13 protein-coding genes and 1 pseudogene are annotated in these 16,463 nt (G+C 71.6%); 4 read left to right on the top strand and 10 right to left on the bottom strand.

Annotated features, from left to right (window positions below):
• Window positions 1-19: 19 nt before the first annotated feature.
• Window positions 20-229: pseudogene (locus tag ACSHT8_RS06515) on the top strand (proprotein convertase P-domain-containing protein); the annotation flags it as partial.
• 90 nt (window positions 230-319) lie between these two features.
• Window positions 320-1,237 carry a GNAT family N-acetyltransferase gene (locus ACSHT8_RS06510; RefSeq protein WP_436498669.1) on the top strand — a complete coding sequence of 306 codons (918 nt, stop codon included), beginning with the start codon at window positions 320-322 and terminating at the stop codon, window positions 1,235-1,237.
• A gap of 2 nt (window positions 1,238-1,239) precedes the next feature.
• Here ACSHT8_RS06510 and ACSHT8_RS06505 read toward each other — a convergent pair whose 3' ends face one another.
• Entirely contained in the window at window positions 1,240-1,614 is a 375-nt protein-coding gene (locus ACSHT8_RS06505) for an STAS domain-containing protein (RefSeq protein ID WP_436498667.1), read from the bottom strand.
• Between the two features lie 105 nt (window positions 1,615-1,719).
• On the opposite strand from ACSHT8_RS06505, the gene ACSHT8_RS06500 reads away from it, so the two are divergent.
• Entirely contained in the window at window positions 1,720-2,073 is a 354-nt protein-coding gene (locus ACSHT8_RS06500) for a hypothetical protein (RefSeq protein ID WP_436498666.1), read from the top strand.
• 248 nt (window positions 2,074-2,321) lie between these two features.
• Here ACSHT8_RS06500 and ACSHT8_RS06495 read toward each other — a convergent pair whose 3' ends face one another.
• The 8 genes from ACSHT8_RS06495 to ACSHT8_RS06460 all read right to left on the bottom strand — a co-directional run bounded on the left by ACSHT8_RS06495 (window position 2,322) and on the right by ACSHT8_RS06460 (window position 13,267).
• Window positions 2,322-2,627, bottom strand: coding sequence for a DUF3040 domain-containing protein (locus ACSHT8_RS06495; protein ID WP_436498664.1), 306 nt, complete (start codon window positions 2,625-2,627; stop codon window positions 2,322-2,324).
• Window positions 2,628-2,681: 54 nt separating this feature from the next.
• Complete coding sequence (locus ACSHT8_RS06490; RefSeq protein WP_436498662.1) at window positions 2,682-3,674, bottom strand: endonuclease/exonuclease/phosphatase family protein; 993 nt, start codon at window positions 3,672-3,674, stop codon at window positions 2,682-2,684.
• A 69-nt stretch (window positions 3,675-3,743) separates the two neighbouring features.
• Window positions 3,744-4,643 carry an AurF N-oxygenase family protein gene (locus ACSHT8_RS06485; RefSeq protein ID WP_436498660.1) on the bottom strand — a complete coding sequence of 300 codons (900 nt, stop codon included), beginning with the start codon at window positions 4,641-4,643 and terminating at the stop codon, window positions 3,744-3,746.
• A gap of 70 nt (window positions 4,644-4,713) precedes the next feature.
• A complete protein-coding gene (locus tag ACSHT8_RS06480) occupies window positions 4,714-5,445 on the bottom strand; it encodes a MerR family transcriptional regulator (RefSeq protein WP_436498658.1) in 732 nt (243 codons plus the stop codon).
• Between the two features lie 69 nt (window positions 5,446-5,514).
• Window positions 5,515-8,463: a M66 family metalloprotease gene (locus tag ACSHT8_RS06475; protein WP_436498656.1), complete on the bottom strand. Its 2,949-nt coding sequence runs from the start codon at window positions 8,461-8,463 to the stop codon at window positions 5,515-5,517.
• A 147-nt stretch (window positions 8,464-8,610) separates the two neighbouring features.
• Window positions 8,611-11,910, bottom strand: coding sequence for a BTAD domain-containing putative transcriptional regulator (locus ACSHT8_RS06470; protein ID WP_436498654.1), 3,300 nt, complete (start codon window positions 11,908-11,910; stop codon window positions 8,611-8,613).
• 286 nt (window positions 11,911-12,196) lie between these two features.
• Complete coding sequence (locus ACSHT8_RS06465; protein WP_436498652.1) at window positions 12,197-12,688, bottom strand: Gmad2 immunoglobulin-like domain-containing protein; 492 nt, start codon at window positions 12,686-12,688, stop codon at window positions 12,197-12,199.
• 54 nt (window positions 12,689-12,742) lie between these two features.
• Window positions 12,743-13,267 carry an N-acetyltransferase family protein gene (locus ACSHT8_RS06460; protein WP_436498650.1) on the bottom strand — a complete coding sequence of 175 codons (525 nt, stop codon included), beginning with the start codon at window positions 13,265-13,267 and terminating at the stop codon, window positions 12,743-12,745.
• A 115-nt stretch (window positions 13,268-13,382) separates the two neighbouring features.
• On the opposite strand from ACSHT8_RS06460, the gene ACSHT8_RS06455 reads away from it, so the two are divergent.
• Window positions 13,383-14,195, top strand: a complete 813-nt coding sequence (locus tag ACSHT8_RS06455; protein ID WP_436498648.1) for a poly(ethylene terephthalate) hydrolase family protein — start codon at window positions 13,383-13,385, stop codon at window positions 14,193-14,195.
• Here ACSHT8_RS06455 and ACSHT8_RS06450 read toward each other — a convergent pair whose 3' ends face one another.
• Window positions 14,196-16,424, bottom strand: a complete 2,229-nt coding sequence (locus ACSHT8_RS06450) for an ATP-binding protein (RefSeq protein ID WP_436502003.1) — start codon at window positions 16,422-16,424, stop codon at window positions 14,196-14,198.
• Window positions 16,425-16,463 lie beyond the last annotated feature (39 nt).

Below are 16,463 nucleotides of genomic sequence, written 5' to 3'. Positions count from 1 at the left end.
CCGCGCTGTCCACACCTGGCGAGGTGACCTCGTGATCGACCTGATCGCGCCGGACGGGAGCGCGTACCGGCTGAAGAACGCCGACAACAACGACAGCGCGGACAACGTGGTCGCGACGCACACGCTGAACCTGGCGGGTGAGTCGTCGAATGGCACGTGGCAGTTGCGCGTGCAGGACGTCTTCGGCGGCGACACCGGCTACATCAACAGCTGGACACTCGACCTGTAGCGAGGGCGGGGGCTGCCCTGGCTGTCGCCCGGGCAGCCTGCCCCGAAACCGGTTCGACGGCTCTGTGGACTCCTGACAGGGTGGCGGACTATGGCGAACTTGGAGCTGGTGACCGCCGCGGACGTGCGACTCATGCAGGGCTTGGCGCAGCGCGTCGTCGCCATTCGGCCGGACTTGATCAACAGTGACGCCTCGTTCGGCGAGCTGGCTCGGATCTGGGGCAGAGGGCACGTCCGGGACGGCGCGAGCTGGCCGCGTCGGCTGTGGTTCTCCGGCGGGGAGCTCGTCGCGTGGGGCTGGGCCGTCCTGCCGCAGGGCGAAGGATCGAGCGCCTACCTGGCCTACCAGGTCCATCCCGACCACGCGGGGCTGGTCGACGAGGTGATCGACTGGTACGACGAGACCGCGCCGGGCGTCGACCGCACGGTGCGGGCGGGCGCCGCCGACGGGTTCGCGCTGAACCGGTGGGCGGCGCACGGCTACGTCACCGACCCGGCCGCGCTCGGCGACAAGGGGATCTGGACCCAGCTCAACGAGCGGGACCTCACCGACGTGGCGCGGCCGGTGCTGCCCGCTGGGTTCCGGTTCCGCGATGCCGACGAGGTGGGGTCGGAAGCCGCGGCCCGGGCCCATGCCGACGCCTGGGCCCCGTCGACGTACACGGTCGAGGACTACCTGGGTGTGCGGCGGTCGGCGGGATACCGCGGCGACCTGCACGTGCTGGTGGAAGCGCCCGACGGCACGATGGCGTCCTCGGCGATCATGTGGCTCGACGAGGTCAACCGGACGGTCGAGTTCGAGCCGGTCGGGACGCACCCGGACTACCGGCGGCTGGGGATCGGCCGCGCGATGCTGTTGCACGGGATGCGTCTCGCGCGGGCGGCCGGTGCCACCCACGCGACGGTCGCCTGCCTGGGCGCGCCGGGTTACCCCAACGCGCTCGGGCTCTATACGGGCGTCGGGTTCCGGGAACTGTCGCGGGACGCGCCGCTTATCAAGACGGGCTGAGCTCAGCCTTTGGCGGAGGGCATGCGCAGGGCGTCGTCGAGCCGGTCGAAGAGCTGCCACGCGTTCTGCAGGCCGACGATTGTCAGCATGCGGCGGATAGGCGGGGTGACGACCATCCGCAACTCGCAGTCGCAGCGCTGTTGGGCCCTGATGAGCACGCTGACGCCGACCGATCCGAAGAAGCCGACGCCGGTCAGGTCGAGGATGAGGACAGCGGGCTTGTCGTTCAACGCGGCGTCGATGCCCGAGGCGAGGATGTCCTCGGTGGCCATGTCGACCTCGCCGACGGGGTGCACCACGATCGCCCCATCGGCGGCGGTGCTGGTCACCGCCAGGCCGCCCGCTTCCCGTCGAGGCCGCAGCGGATCCGAAATCATGGTGACCTCCACTCCCGACTCGAGTTTCCGCCGTACCATGAGCGGCACATGAAGAAAGGTACATGAAGTTCGCTTCATGGCAAGAGGGTGAGGGCGGGAACGCCCATGCCGTACGTCGACGCGCTCTGCGCGATGCTGGAGAAGCTGATCCGCGAGCGCATGGCTGACCCGGAACACACCACCGACGTGCTCGGCGAGGTGGTACCCCAGCCGCGGACGGTGCTGGCACAGGCAGGCCACAGGCACCCTGGGGTGAACGTGCAGATGGAACCCGGGGCCGCCCTGGCGGTGGTGGCGGCCGCGCGCCTCGCCCAGGAACACCTGGTCTCGATCGAACGCGCCGCCGCCATCCTCGCCCGCGACGGCGGGGTCACGCTGCGCAGACTGGCCCTCGCCGCGGGCATCACCGAACGTGCCGCCGCCGAGCGCTACCGACGCCCGGCCGGGTTGTCCACCTGACTGTGGATCACCGCGCAGGTGCCATCGGGCGTCGCGCTGCCACAGGCGGGAACGGCGGACTCGCAGCACCGCCAGGACCAGCACTGGCTGGTCGCGCCGACCACGCGTGCTGGCCACGTTCCGCTCGGCTGTCCATCTGACTGGGGATTACCGCCGGGTGCCATCGGGCGCCGCGCTGCCAGAGGTGTGTGCGGCGGACCGGCGCGCGGTAGTGCGGCACCGCGACACTCACCTGACCGAACCCCGGGTCACCAGCGCGGGTGCCACCGGGCGCCGCGCTGCCACAGATGTGACCGGCGGACCCGGGCGCGGTAGCGCAGCACCGCCAAACCCAGCATCGGCACCGTCAGCAGCAGCCCGGTTCCCTGCGCCGCGATCGCGCCGATCAGGCAGGCCAGCACCGCCACGAAGACCGCGGTGACCTGTGGCCACCGCGAGTCGTCATGCGGTGGGGTGGCCACCCCGGCGCGCAGCCCGTTGGCGAACTGGGGATCGGCCTCGCGGATGTTCTTCTCGATCTCGTCGAGGCGCCTGCGGTCGTCCATGTTCAGCATGTCGCACCCCTCCCGGTCTTTCCCGGGACTACCCGCGGTGGCGGCGGGCAACCGTCACGCGCGCAGGTCGATCTCGGCGACCAGTTGGGCGTGGTCGGAGGTCGTGCGGTCCGGGCGGTCCTCGGTGAGCTGGTTGTCGACCAGGTGGTCGTTGAAGTGGCGCAGGTTGGTCAGCTCGCCGATCCGGTCCGGGTTGCGGTCGTAGAACTCCTCGCTCACCAGGATGTGGTCGAGGTTCTCGTAGTGACTGTTGAAGATGTGCGAGTAGCTGACGTCGCGGCCGGTGTTCCTGGCATGGAGCTCGTGGGCGGAGTAGAGGACGCGGTCCCAGTACGCCTCCCGCACCTCCTTGCCGCGCGGCCAGAAGCGCGACGGGGTGTCGCCGGTGACGATCTCGGTGGACACCGCGCGCGGGCCGTCGTTGAGGTCGCCGAGCACGATCGCGGGTCGGCTGTTCCCCACGATCTCGTCCAGCACCAGGAACCGCAGCGCCGCGGCCTCGGCCGTGCGCCGGATCAGCGACCGCGCCTTGCCGAGCGCCTCCTCGCGCGGGTCGTGTTCGGCCACGGTTTCGTCGAGGATGGGCCGCTTGGACTTCAGGTGGACGACGAAGACCGTCACGGTCACCGTCGCCGTCACCGCGATCCGCGCGCGCAGGACCGGGCGGCTGAACTTGCCCGCGGGCAGGGCGATGCCGTCGACGGCGGCGGACAGGCCCGGCGGGAAGTCGGTGACCGGCACCGCGGGCTCGGCCAGCGGGAACCGGGTGACCAGGCCGACCTTGGGCCCGCTGGCCCCGTCGGCGCCGGGCGCGACCACCGTCGCGCCCGCGAACGCGCCAGAGCGCGCGCACACCTCGCTCAGGGCGGCCTCGGCGAAGACCTCCTGGAAGCCCACGATCTCGGCGTCCATCCGACGTAACTGCTCGCCGATCCACGCCGCCTTCTTGTCGAACTCCGCGATCGAGTACGGCCGCTCGTCGGGGTAGTACGGGACGCCGGGCTGGGCCAGATTCAGCACGTTGAACGTGCCCACTTTGAGGATCATGGTGTCGCCCCGGGGATCGGAGATGGGTCGACTGGTACATCGCCGGGGGACGCGCGTTCGTGAACCCCGCTACGGCAGGAGGCCGGACTTGCGCCACAGCCGCGTGCTCGGCCCGCCGATGAGGTCGACCTCCCGCAGGAAGCGGACCATCTTCGACGCGCTGCGGGCCAGCAGCTCGCGGCGGTGCGGGTTCGCCAGGGCCATCGCGGACGCGGCGCGCGGGTCGGGTAGGCCCGCGCGGGCGTACTGGGCGGGCCGGGCGAGCAGGCGCGACAGCAGGTTCGCGCCGATGGCGACCACGAAGCGGGTGAACTCGCGGGTGGGCAGGCCCGCGCCCGCCATGAGCCTGGCGAGGTCGTCCCGCGCGTAGCGGACGTGGCGGGCCTCCTCGGCGACGTGAATCCGCATCACCGCGCGCACGACCGGCTGGATCGACTCGTCGTGCAGGTGCTCGCGCTGGATCGAGTCGAAGATCTCCTCGCCGATCAGGGTCGCCACCCACATCGCGGGCCCGCGCAGGATCAGCGGCAGCGCGTGCGCGGGCAGGCGCACGCCTGCCGGGATCTCATACGGCCTGCTGTCGACCTTGTCGATCAGCATGGCGAACATCGTCGAGTGTCGGCACTCGTCGGCGACCTCGGTCAGCGCGTAGCGGGCGTGCGCGGTGGTCGGGTCGGCGTGGTAGGTCGCGCGCAGCAGCATCTGCATCAGGATGATCTCGAACCAGATCCCGACGCTGACGGAGTTCACCAATTCCTGGCGCGACAACTCGATCCGCTGCGCCAGGTCCATCTCCGTCCACAGTGGAGTCCCGTACAGCGACACTGTCTCTTCCGGAATGAAGAACGCGCTCGGATGGAGCGGGGCGGACCAGTCGATGTCGATTTCCGGGTCGTAGGACAGCTTCGCGCTGGCGGTCAGCAGTCGCGCCGCCGTGACCTCACGATCGGGGATCTCTCGCACCGCCATCGCGCACCACCCTGTGCCATCGGCAACGTTCCACCGTCGAATGGAAAGTTACAGTGGCCGATGTAAAACATCAAGAGGGTCGCAGGTGGGCGGCCACTTCCTCGAGGAACTCGGGGAACGCCCGGCTCATCGACAGCGCCAGACTCGCCGACACCGCCGACTGCGCGAGCGGGCGCAGGCGGTTCACCACGTCGGTCAGCTCGGCCAGTTCGGCGCCCTCCGGCACCCAGTCCGGCCCTCTGGCGTCGACCAGCTCGCGCCGGATCGTGTCCAGGAACAGCGCGGCCAACGCGTCGGTGTGCTCGACCAGCCCCTCGGCGACCCGCAGCACCTGCTCGCCTGAGACACCCGCGGCCAGCAGTTCGCGCCCGGCCTGCACGAGCCGTGGGCTGAGCACCTCGAAGTGCGCGCGCCGCCGGACGACGGCGCCGAGTGCCAGCATCCGCTTGAGGTTCGCGGGCGTGAGCATCGCGCCGAACTCGCGCCGGGCCTCGGCGAGGGACAGCTGCTGCGGGGTCTCGTCGGTCCACGGCTGGGACAGCGCGTCCTCCAACCCCATCAGGTCGGTCAGGTCGCGGCCGTCCTGCCAGGTCTCGATCATCTCCTCGATCTGGGCGAGGGTGTAGCCGCGGCCGAGCAGCCCGACGATCAGCCGCAACCGCGCCAGATGCGCGTCGTCGTAGACCACGACCCGGCCCTTGCGCACCGGCGGCGGGAGCAGCCCCCGGTCCTGGTAGGCGCGCACGTTGCGCGTGGTCGTCCCGGCCGCCGAGGCCAGCTCACCAACCCGAAACTCAGCCACCGGCACAGGCTAGTCCGTGCACACGGGTGGGCAGGACCGGCGAGGCCGATCCTGCCCACCTACGCACCGTCAGTTGACGACCCGAACCGAGTCGCAGCCGAGGAACGTGTACGTGTTCCCGTCCGGCGCCAGGTAGCGGCCCTTCAAGCATGCCTGCGTGGAACTCAGGGTGAGCCCTGACTCGGCGGGCTTGTAGTGCAGCACCAGGTCGAAATCGGCGTCGCGGGTGCGTTCGTCCAGTTCGTAGGAGCGCTCGCGGTGCCCCACTCCGTGGAGCTCGCGCGCCCCGCTCGGCGTCGCCGTGTTGAACAGGTTCGCCCGCAGGCCCCACAACGTCTTCGACACGTCGATCCTGGTCGCGTCGAACGCGATCGGCAGACCGTACTCACCGGCTCTGGTGGTCAGGGCGGCCACTGTCGCGTCGGTGTTGAGGTTGACGGAGTTGGGGAAGCCCTGCGGCCGGACGTTGATCACCATCGGCACGACGCAGTCGATCTGGAACGACGACGCCCGCTGGTTGTTGGTCAGGTCCGGATCGATGTCGGCCGCGTTCTTCAGCGCCAGGGTGGCGTTGAGGGTCACGGTCTTCACCCCCGGCGACGTGCAGGTCAGCGTGGCGGTCGTGCCGATCGACCTCGGGCCGCCCACCGCCAGCGCGTTCTGTGCCGTCGTGGCCGACGCGGGCGTGACGGTCACGCCGCTGCTCGCGGTGGCCGACGTGGTCAGCACGGTGTCGACCGGGCTGGACGGACCGGCGTTGGCGATGTTCACGTCGAAGGTGACCGTGCCGGGCTGGCCGATCAGCACCTCCAGCGGACCGGTCGCCGTGGCGCCGGTGACCTGGACGTCGGCCATCGCGACGACCTTGGTCGTGGTGTTCGCGGTGTTGTTGGCCGGGTTGGGGTCGGTGCCGTCGTGCGATGCGGTGGCCTGTGAGGTGATGTCCTTCGGGCCGCCGTTGAGGTACACGAGGTCCGCGGGGACGTTCACCACGACGTTCGCGGTCGCCGACGCGCCGGGCGCCAGGTTCCCGAGTGCGCAGGTCACGACACCGGCCGCGTGGGTGCAGCCCGCCGACGCGGAGGCGAAGGTGACGTCACTGGGCAAGGTCTGGGCGACCGTGACCGCGTACGCCGTGTTCGGGCTGCCGTGGTTGTGCGCTTCGATTCCGTAGGTGAGCTGCGTGCCCGCGCCCACCGGGTCCGGCGTGTCGGTCAGGTGGACGTCGACGTCGGTCCGGTTGACGGCCTCGTTGAACGCGGCCCGGATGAAGTCGGCCATCTCCTTGGTCAGCTCCTGCTCGGAGCCGACCCCGCTCCCGGGCGGTGACAGCGGGCCGCGGTACTTCAGGTTGGCCCAGTCGTCATAGCCGTTGATCTCGGTGCCCGCGGCACCGGTCGGCGGCGTGCCCGGACCAGGAGGGCTCCCGGCGGGGGCCGTGTTCGGGCAGCCCTGGCTGCTCGCGATGCCCATGAAGTTCACGTCGACCGGGACGGTCCCGGCGTCGATGTTGGCCGCCGCGTCGGTGCCGTCGCCGCTCTTGTTCCAGTTGACGGGCGCGTTGGCGACACTGACCTGCCACGGTGTCGCGCCGTCGCTGTCCCACAGGAAGATGTCGGCGGCGCGACCCGAGATGCCCGCGCTCTCGCTGAGGGCGTCCTCGTCGAGGTTGTTCAGCTGCTCACGGGACAGGTCGAGTCGAACCTTGTCACGGTTGTCGACGGTCCCGTCCTGGTTGATGTCGCGGACCGGCGGGGCGGGCGAGGCGGTGTCGGGCACGCCCACCGTCTGATACACGTAGCTCATGATCGAGTGGTAGTTCGGCTTGCAGTTGGTCGTGTCCCCGCCGCCGTGGCCGAGGCCGAGCGCGTGCCCGAGTTCGTGGGCGAAGGTGCCCGACTGGTCGCGGTCGGAGCCGACACCGCTCGCGCCCCAGCCACCGAGGCTGACCAGGACGTCCTTGCCGCTGTCGGAGCAGCAGATGCCGGAGCTGCCGTTGGCCACCAGCGGGGTCGGCGGAGCAGGCGGCGGCGGTGCCACGTCCTGCATCCGGTGGATCCACAGCGAGTAGTGGTAGTACGGCCGCAGGCCCGCGTCGAAGTTCGCGGCGCGGATGCTCTGGCCGGTGACCATCGCCCCGCCCACGGTGGGGCCCGTCGCCCAGCCGACCTTGTCGGTCTCCGGGAGCTGGTCGTCGATGACCATCATCATCTCGACGCCCGCGTTCTGGTTCACGGTCGGGTACGGGCACCCGGGCTTGGTCGGCACGTCGCCCGCGTTGAACGCCGCGACGACCTCGTCGATGGCCACCTGGGTCGGCTTGTGCGTGTGGTCGGGCACGGTGTCGCCGTTGGCGTCCGGGCCGACCATGTAGTCGATCTCGGTCAGGATGGTCGGGCGGCACGGGTTCGCGGCCACGGTGGGCCGGGATCCATTGGCGTCGTTGGCGTCCAGCGCGCGCAGGTTGCCGTGTTGGGGAACCGTCCCGTTCCGGTCGGTGACGATGCCGGAGCGCTCGATGCCGTCGTGCAGGCCGTCGCCGTCGAAGTCGACCGAGTTGCCGAAGGTGACCGAGAACCAGATCGCCGCGGAGTCCGACCCGCCGCCGGTGGCGTAGCCGAGGCTCGGGGTGGGCACGTCGCCGGAGAAGTCGCCAGTGTTCGGGTCGACGGTGATGTCCAGGTTGGAGTCGCCGGGGGCGATGTCGATCAGGTCGTCGCCGCTGGTGCTGTCGTGGTCCCACAGCTGGATACGGATGCCGAACGGGCCCGCGTCGCGGTCGAAGGTGCCGGAGAGCTGCCAGTTGGGCGTGATCTCGGTCTGGTCGTCGGCCGCGCGCGGAGATGTTCGCTCGCCGCTCGGGAAGAACGCCTTGGCGTAGTAGTCGTTGGGGCAGCTGTCGACGATGACACCGAACTCGAGTTCGTTGTCGTCACAGTCCACCTCCCACACGTGGTGGATCGTGACCGTGACCCCGACCGTGGTGACGGCCTGGGCCACGGGGGTCGTGGCACTCATCAGGCCGAGCCCGAGGGCGGCGGCCGAGAGTAAGGTGAGTGATCTTCGAGTGTCCATGAGAAACGGTTCCCTCCCGATGGCGGCCGCCCCTGCGCGGCCTTGCGGGAAAGAGTCCTCAGTGGTGTTCAGGCAGCCTTCGAGGCGCCTTCAGACAGCCTTAAAGTTTCGCTCCGCCCCGCGTGAGTTCGGGAACTGGGCGGGTTCGACCCCGAGTTCGCCCATCCTGGCGACGTAGGTGCGGTAGGCGCGGCGGGCCTCGCCGTGCGCGCCGCCCATGACCGAGGACCGCACGAGGGCCAGGTGGGCGCGCTCGTCGTACTGGTCGTGCTGGAGGATCCGCAGCGAGTACGCGGCGGCGGAGTAGTTGTCGCCCGCGTCCACCGCGTGGTCGGCGAGGTAGTGCGCCACCCGCACGTAGACCGCGCGGGCTTCCTCCCGCAGGCCGTTCGCCCAGTCCTGGTAGACGTCCTCGTCGAGGAAATCGCCGGTGTAGGCCGCCTCTGCCGTCCGCAGCAGGAGCACGGCCTGGGCGGGGCGGCCCGTGTGCGCGGCGTCGAGCCCGGCCTGGGCGTCACGCAGGAACTCCTCGACGTCGATGGCCGTCGTCGCGCTCTCCAGCCACAGGCTGGCCCGGTCGGCGCCGACGAAGTGGTCGGCGGCGAACCGCTTGCCCGGGTCGAGCACCGCGCGGACCGTCGACAGCGCCACCGACAGCCGCGACGACACCACCGACTCGTTCTCACCCGGCCACAGCAGGTCCATCAGCTGCGCGCGCGTGACCCGGTGGCCGCGGCGGCTGATGAGGATCTTGAGCAGGTCGCGGGCCTTGCGGGACGGCCACTCGCCCAGCGGCACCGGCGTCCCGTCGCGCACGACCCGGAACCCGCCAAGGCACTCGACCCGCACGGCCGGGGGAGCGGCGCTCTCCTCGGCGAGCGCGGCCTGCGCGGCGTAGCGCGTCGCCCCCGCGGCGAGGAACCGCTGGTGGGCGCTCGCGGCCAGGTCGCGGGCACGCTCGCCGGTGGCCCGGCGGGCGAGCATCAGCTCGACGCGGGCCTGGCCGAGCGGGTCGCCGATCTCGCGGCGGATGCTCAGCGACTCCTCCAGCAGCTGGTCGACCGGCCCGACGTTCGACGTGGCCGCCTTCAGCTCCAGCGCCTCCGCGAGGCCCGCCCGGTCGCGGCGCTTGCGGCACAGCGCCGCCGCCTCGTCGGCCGCCGCCGCGGCGTCGGCGAGGTGGCCGCGGTGCACCGACACCCAGCCCAGCGACAGCAGCGCCGCCGAATGGCCGAGGACCGGACCGTAGGACACCGCGCGCTGGGCCAACTCGACCAGTTCGGCGGCGCGGTCGGGCTGTTCCTCGATGAGGACGCGGGCCAGGCCCGCGAGCGAGGGCACCAGCGACTGCATGTCGCGGGTGTCGCCCGACATCGCGATGGACTCCTCGTAGCAGGCGCGGGCCATCGCCAGGTCGCCGCGCTGGCGGTAGACCTCACCGAGGTTCGTCAGCGGGTGGGCGACCAGTTTGGACTCCAGCCGCTGGTAGAGCAGCCGGGACGTCTCCAGTTCGGCCCTCGCCTCGTCCAGCCTGCCGAGTTTGAGCAGCGCCTCGCCCCGGTTGTTGAGCGCGAGCGCCCGGAACGCGGCGAACCCGGCGAGGTCGGCCAGGCGGATCGCGACGTCGAGTTCGGCGATGCCCTGGGCGTACTGCGCCTCGGCGATGTGGTGGGAACCGCGGTTGACCCTGATGCGGATGGACTGCAGGACATCACCAGCTCGTTCGGCGTGGTCGAGCGCGCGCAGGTAGTGCGCGGCGTTGGCCCGCGGGTCGCTGTCGAGTGCGGCGACCATGGCGAGGACGGTGTGCGCGGCGGCGAGCGCCCGGTCGTCGCGCGCGGCGGTGGCGGCGGTGTGCGCGGCGGCGGCGAGCTCCCGGCATTCGTCTACCTCCCCGCGCAGCCAGTGGGCGCTGGCCCACCACGCTTGCAGCAGGGCTTCCTCGCTTGGCTCGGTGCCGTCGAGCGCACCGCGCCGGTAGGTCGCGATCGCCTCGTCGAGGTGGCCCCGCAGGTGGTGCATCAGGCCCATCCGCCAGGCCAGCCCGACGGCGATCGGCCCGGTCTCGCCGATGATCCGCTCGAAGCAGGTCTGCGCGCCGACCCAGTCGCCGAGCACCTGCCGGGCCTCGCCGTCGAGCTGGTCGATGACCGCGTCGCGCTTCGCCGGGTCGATCGCGCCGACCGCCTCGACCACGGCTTCGGCGTCGCCACCGGTGATCATCGAGTGGCCGTGTGCCCGCAGCAGGTCGGCGACCGCGGCCGGGTCCCCGGCCTCACGGAAGCAGCCGAGCGCCTCGCGGTAGTCGCCTTCGGCCATGAAGAACCGGCCCGCGTCGAGCGTCACGGCGGTGCGGTCGAGCGGCATCCGGGTCAGCGCGAAGTCGCGGATCAGCGGGTTGAGCTGGTAGCGGTCGGCGTCCCCGCCCGCGACGAAGAACCCGCGCGTCTCCAGGGTGTCGATCAAGTCGTCGGCGTCGGCGATCCCCAGCGCGGCGCACAGCTCGGCGGAGAACCAGGGCAGCCCGGCGACGACCGAGACCAGGTGGCGCACCCGCTCGGACTCCTCGGCGAAGACCTCCTCGGCGAGGTAGCCGAACACCGGCCCACCTGGCCGCAGCGCGCGCCGCAGCCGGGCCTCACGGTCGGCAGGCGGCACCGGCCGCAGCGCCTCACCGGCCAGCCGCGCCGCGGCGGGCCACCCCCGCACCGCGTCGTGGACCACCGCGGCGAGGTGTGGGGAGGCTTCGCCGAGCACAGCGCACAGCGCTTCCTCGGTCTCCTGGGCGGTGAACGCCAGCGTGGCCGCGCCGATCTCCAGGACCTGCCCGCGGCCGCGCAGCCGCTCGACGCGGAACGGGACCCGGGTCCGGGAGGCGAGAACCAGGTGCAGGGACGGCGGCCCCGCCCGAATCAGACCTTCCACCAGCGTCGCCGCCGGATCCTCCGGCCGAAGCTCCTGGACGTCGTCGAGGACGAGGACCAGGTCGTCGGTCAGCAGCCGCTCCAGCGCCTCAGCCAGCGCGGCCGCGTAGGCCAAGGCCCGCATGGGCTGCTCAGCGTCGGCGTCGGGCCCACGCGGACCGTCGAGCACCCCGGCGATGGCCGAGGACAACCCCGGCACCCGCAGCCGCAGCGCGTCGAGCAGCCCCGTGACCATCCCCGCCAACGTCCGATCCTCGGCGGTGACGGTGTACCAGGCACACGGGTTCCGCGCTGCCCACGAGGCGAGCAGCGTCGACTTGCCGAACCCGGCGTCGGCGACCACGGTGACCAGCCTGCGCCGCGTCCCTTCGCTGAGCAGCTCATCGAGCCGCGGCCGGGCCACGGTGCCGTGCGGCTCCGCGGGCGGTACCGCCCGCCCGGACGACCGGTGTCCCTCCGCGGCCATGCACCCTCCGCCCGTCAGCCCCCCACAAGGCTGCCCGACCCAGCCGCACACCGCATTCCGCGGCGACACCCCGCCGGGCTCCAGCACGCTACCTGCGACATCCTCCCCCCGGACGAGGTCGAGCACCCGTTGTCTCATGCCACCTCAGATGCCCCGACGACGTCGCGTGATACAGCCGGTGCGAACAGGAATGAGGCACGGCGACTCGCAACCGTCCGATCACGTTCGCCCGGGCGCGGGCTACCCGCGAGACCGCATGACGACCGCGCGATTCTCGGGCCTCGGCTCAGTCCTGGGGGACTCGGATGACGTCGCCGGGGTGGATCACGTTGGGGTTGGTGATCGTGCCGGGGTTGGCCGCCACGAGGCGGTAGTAGAGGTTGCCCGCGCCATAGTGCTGGGTCGCGATGGCCCACAGGGTCTCGCCGGGTTGGACGACGTGTTCCAGGTAGACGCGGTAGCCGGGGATGATCCGGGGGCCGTGGACCACGGGGACGATCACCTTGTCGAGCTCGGCGCCGTCGTTGGGGGAGGTGTGGAACACCTCGACGAACAGTCGGTCGAGTTGGAAGGCCGCGCCCGACACGTCGACCGTGAGCTGGAACTGGCCGTGGCCGCCGGTACCGTCGCCCGCCATGAAGGAGCCGACGACCTCGTCGTGGCCCTCGTGGACGCGGTAGTTGAAGTTGGCCTCGAACGCCCCGCCCGCGACCCCGGCGATCTGGACGCTGTTGCCGACGATGTCGTACGGCTTGGGCTGCTGGACGTCGATCGACATGCCCCCGAGCGTATCGCTCCGAACGGGCCTTACCTCCGGCGTCACCCGCACGGATTAACCGAGGTCGTGGTGGAGCCGTCGTTCGTGCAGTTCGGTGCCGTCGGGTCCCTGGTCGAGTTGGGTGCGCCCGGTGTCGGTCCAGCCGTGGTGGAGGTAGAAGCCCAGGGCGCGTTCGTTGGTGTCGAGGATCCACAGGCCCGCGTGGGTGAAGCCTGCGGCACGCAGCCGGTCGAGGGCGGCGGCGTGGAGTTGGGTGCCGATGCCGCGCCGCCAGACTTCGGGGTCGAGGTAGAGGGCGTAGAGGTCGCCGAGCGTGGGGTCGGCCCGGTCGACGGGCACGAGCGGCGGGCCGGTCGCGGCAAAGCCGACGACTGCGCCGTCGACCAGCGCGACGGCTACGCGGGTCTGCGGAGGGGGGTCGGTGAGGACGCCCGAGTAGAACCGCTCCCGCTCGGGGATGGACAGGTTGGCCAAGACAGCGTCGGGCATCAAACCGCGGTAGGCGACACGCCAGGACCGCACCACCACCCCCGCGATGGCACCCGCGTCCTCCGGCGTCGCGTCTCGGAGTTCGACCATGCCGCCGATACTTCCACGACTTCTACGTAGTTCTGACGATCCCGGACGTCCGGCGCTGATCGCAGACTGCGGGGACGTGCGGCACCGAGGCCGTCGGCGACACAACGGAGTGATGATGAAGAGACTGGTTCTCGGAGTGGTCGTGGCCATCGGTGCCGCGGTGCCCGCGATCGGTGACGCGGTGGCGGCTGACTGTCCGGCGGCGTCCGCGGACTGGGCGGCGCCTGGGCCGTTCGGGGCGACCGTGGAGCCGGGCGGGTCCGCGCACTCGATCTACCGGCCCGCCCGGCTCGGCGACTGTGGCGCGCACCCAGTGATCATCTGGGGCAACGGGACCGGTGCCTCACCCTCCACCTACGACGGACTCCTCCGCCACCTCGCCTCGCACGGGTTCGTCGTGGCCGCGGCGAACACCGCTTGGGCGGGGTCGGGCAAGGAGATGCTGGCGGGCCTGGACTACTTGGCGACCCGCAACGGCACCCCCGGCGACGTCTACGCGGGCAATGTCGACCTGACGCGGGTCGGTGCGACGGGGCATTCCCAGGGCGGCGGCGGCGCGATCGCGGCGGGCGCGGACGCCAGGGTGGACACCACGGTGCCGATCGAGCCCGGTCCGCAGGGCGAGGTCCGGGCCCTGCACGGTCCGACGTTCTTCCTCGCGGGTGAGAAAGACTGGATCGTCTCGCCGCGGACGCTGGTCTACCCGCGCTATCTGAAGGCCACTCACATTCCGGCGGTGTACGGCGAGCTGGCAGGCGCGTCCCACTTCACGCCGGTCGGCAGCGGCGGAGGGTTCCGTGGGCCCATCACCGCGTGGTTCCGGTCCACGCTCCTGGGCGATGACCGGGCCAAGGCGTTCTTCTCCGGCCCGAACTGCGGGTACTGCGGCGACCCGAGGTGGTCGCGCTTCGAGCGCGACGCGGGCTGATCAGCGTTTCGCCACCCAGGCGGCGATCTGGGCGCGGTTGGCGAAGTCGAGTTTGGTCAGGATGTTCTGCACGTGTGTGTCGGCGGTGCGCAGCGCGATGACCAGTCTGCCCGCGATCTCCCGATTGGTCATGCCGTCCGACACGAGCCGCGCGATCTCCAGTTCACGTGGGGTGAGTGGCTGGTCGGGCGGCGCGGTGTCGGTGCCGAGGGCGTAGCCCAGCGCCTCGTCCGGGGACATCGCGCGCCCGCCTGCGAACGCCGCGTCGAAGCGGCGTTCGCCCAGGGCCTCGCGGGTGGCTTGCTGGTACACGCGGTGGGCGAGGGACACCGCGACGTCGGGGGAGACGCCGAGGGCGTCCCACTGGGCGGCCGCGATGCCGAAGAGGCGGGCGGCTCGCTGGTGGTCGCCCCGGCGGCTGGACACCCAGGCCAGCGCGTCGGTGTGGTAGGCCCGATCGAGTCGGATGCCTGCCTCGATGTCCACCCGCAGCGCGGTTCTGGCGGCTTCCTCGGCGATGTCGACGTTCCCGCCGTGCAGTTCGACCACGGCGTGCCCGAAGTGCGCCATGGCCCGGTAGTGCGCGTCGCCCGCCTGCTCGGTGAGGGTGATCATCCGGTGGATCGCGGCCCGGCTCGTGTCGAACTCGCCCCGGTAGGCCGACCCGACGGCGTGCAGGAACAAGGGGTGCAGCTCGTGGCGCACGTCGCCGCGGTCGCGGAACGCCGCCGCGGCGTCCCCGGCCAGCTTGGCTGAGCCCGGTTGGGCCGCCATCACCAGCGCCAGACTGCGCACATGGGACACGTGTGGCGAAGCGTCGTCGAGACGCGCCGCCTCGTCCAGTCGGGCGTTGGCGAGGTCCAGATCCGAGTGCAGCAGGGCGAACAGCGCGGTCAGGCACAGCGCGACAGCCCGGTCGGGATGGTCGGCGGGCACCGCCGCCAGCGCCCGGTCCAGCCACGTCCGCGCCTCCACGGTGAGACCGCGCAGCGCCCAGTACTCGTTGACCCGCATCGCCATCCGCAGGGCGACACCCGCCTCACCCGGTGTGCCGAGCGACCAGTCCAACGCCGCACGCAGGTTGGCCTGGTCCCGCCGCAGCCGGTCGATCCACGCCACCTGCCGCGGGCTGACCCAGTCGGCGTCGGCCCGCTCGGTGAGCCGGTCGAACCAGTCCCGGTGCGCCCGCGCGACCTCGGCCACCTGACCGGCCAGCTGTTCCTGCCCGTACTCGCGCAACGGCTCCAGCATCCGGAACCGCACCGCGGCCGAGTCGTCGTCGCGCACCAGCACCGACTTGTCCACCAAGCTGTCGACCAGGTCCAGCACGCTGTCCCCGCCGCAGACAGCCTCGGCGGCCTCCAGGTCGAACGAGCCCGCGAACACCGATGCCCGGGCCCACACCTCCCGCTCCGGGGCCGTGCACAGCTCGAAGCTCCAGTCGATCGTCGCCCGCAGCGTCCGCTGCCGCGGCGGCGCCGTGCGGGCGCCGGTCGTGAGCAGCGCCAGCCCCTCGGTCAGCCGGTCGGCGATCTGCGCGGGCGACAGCGTCCGGATCCGCGTCGCGGCCAGCTCGATCGCCAGGGGCAGGCCGTCCACCTGCCTGCACAGCCGGACCACATCGGACTGGTTGTCGGCGGTCAGCCGGAACAAGGGCCACACAGCGGACGCGCGCTCCACGAACAGCGCGACGCCGTCATAGTTGATCAACTCGCGGACCGGGCGGTCGGGATCGTCCGGCACCGCCAGCGGCGGCACCGGCAGCACCCGCTCGCCCGCGACGCCCAGCGACTGCCTGCTGGTGGCCAGCACGGTCACCTGGCGACACTCGGTCAGCAGCGCGCGGACGAACTCGGCGGCGGCGTCGACCACGTGCTCACAGTTGTCCAGCACCACCAGCGAACGCCTGCCCCGCAGGTGCTCGAACACCGCGTCGGCACCGGCCCGGCCGGAGGCGTCGTGCAGCTCGAGCCGGTCGGCGACCAGGTTGGCCAGCGCGTCGGGGTCCCGCAGTTCGGCGAGTCCGACGAACACCGCGCCGTCGGCGAACGTCCGGCCCGCGTCCCGCCCGACCCGCGCGGCGAGCCGGGTCTTGCCCACCCCGCCAGGCCCGGTCAAGGTGACCAACCGGCTCATGCCCAGCAGCGAGCGCACCTCGGCGCCCTCGCGCCGCCGACCCACGTAACTGGTCAGCTCGCCCGCCGCCCGCGCACCGCCGTTGGTCGCCATCGTCACCTCACCATCGCAGCGCCTCAAGCTAGCCGAGCG

Source organism: Actinokineospora sp. HUAS TT18, from assembly GCF_051364635.1.
GTDB lineage: Bacteria > Actinomycetota > Actinomycetes > Mycobacteriales > Pseudonocardiaceae > Actinokineospora.
Note: the sequence above shows the minus strand (reverse complement) of the source record. Positions and strands in the feature narration are given on the sequence as shown.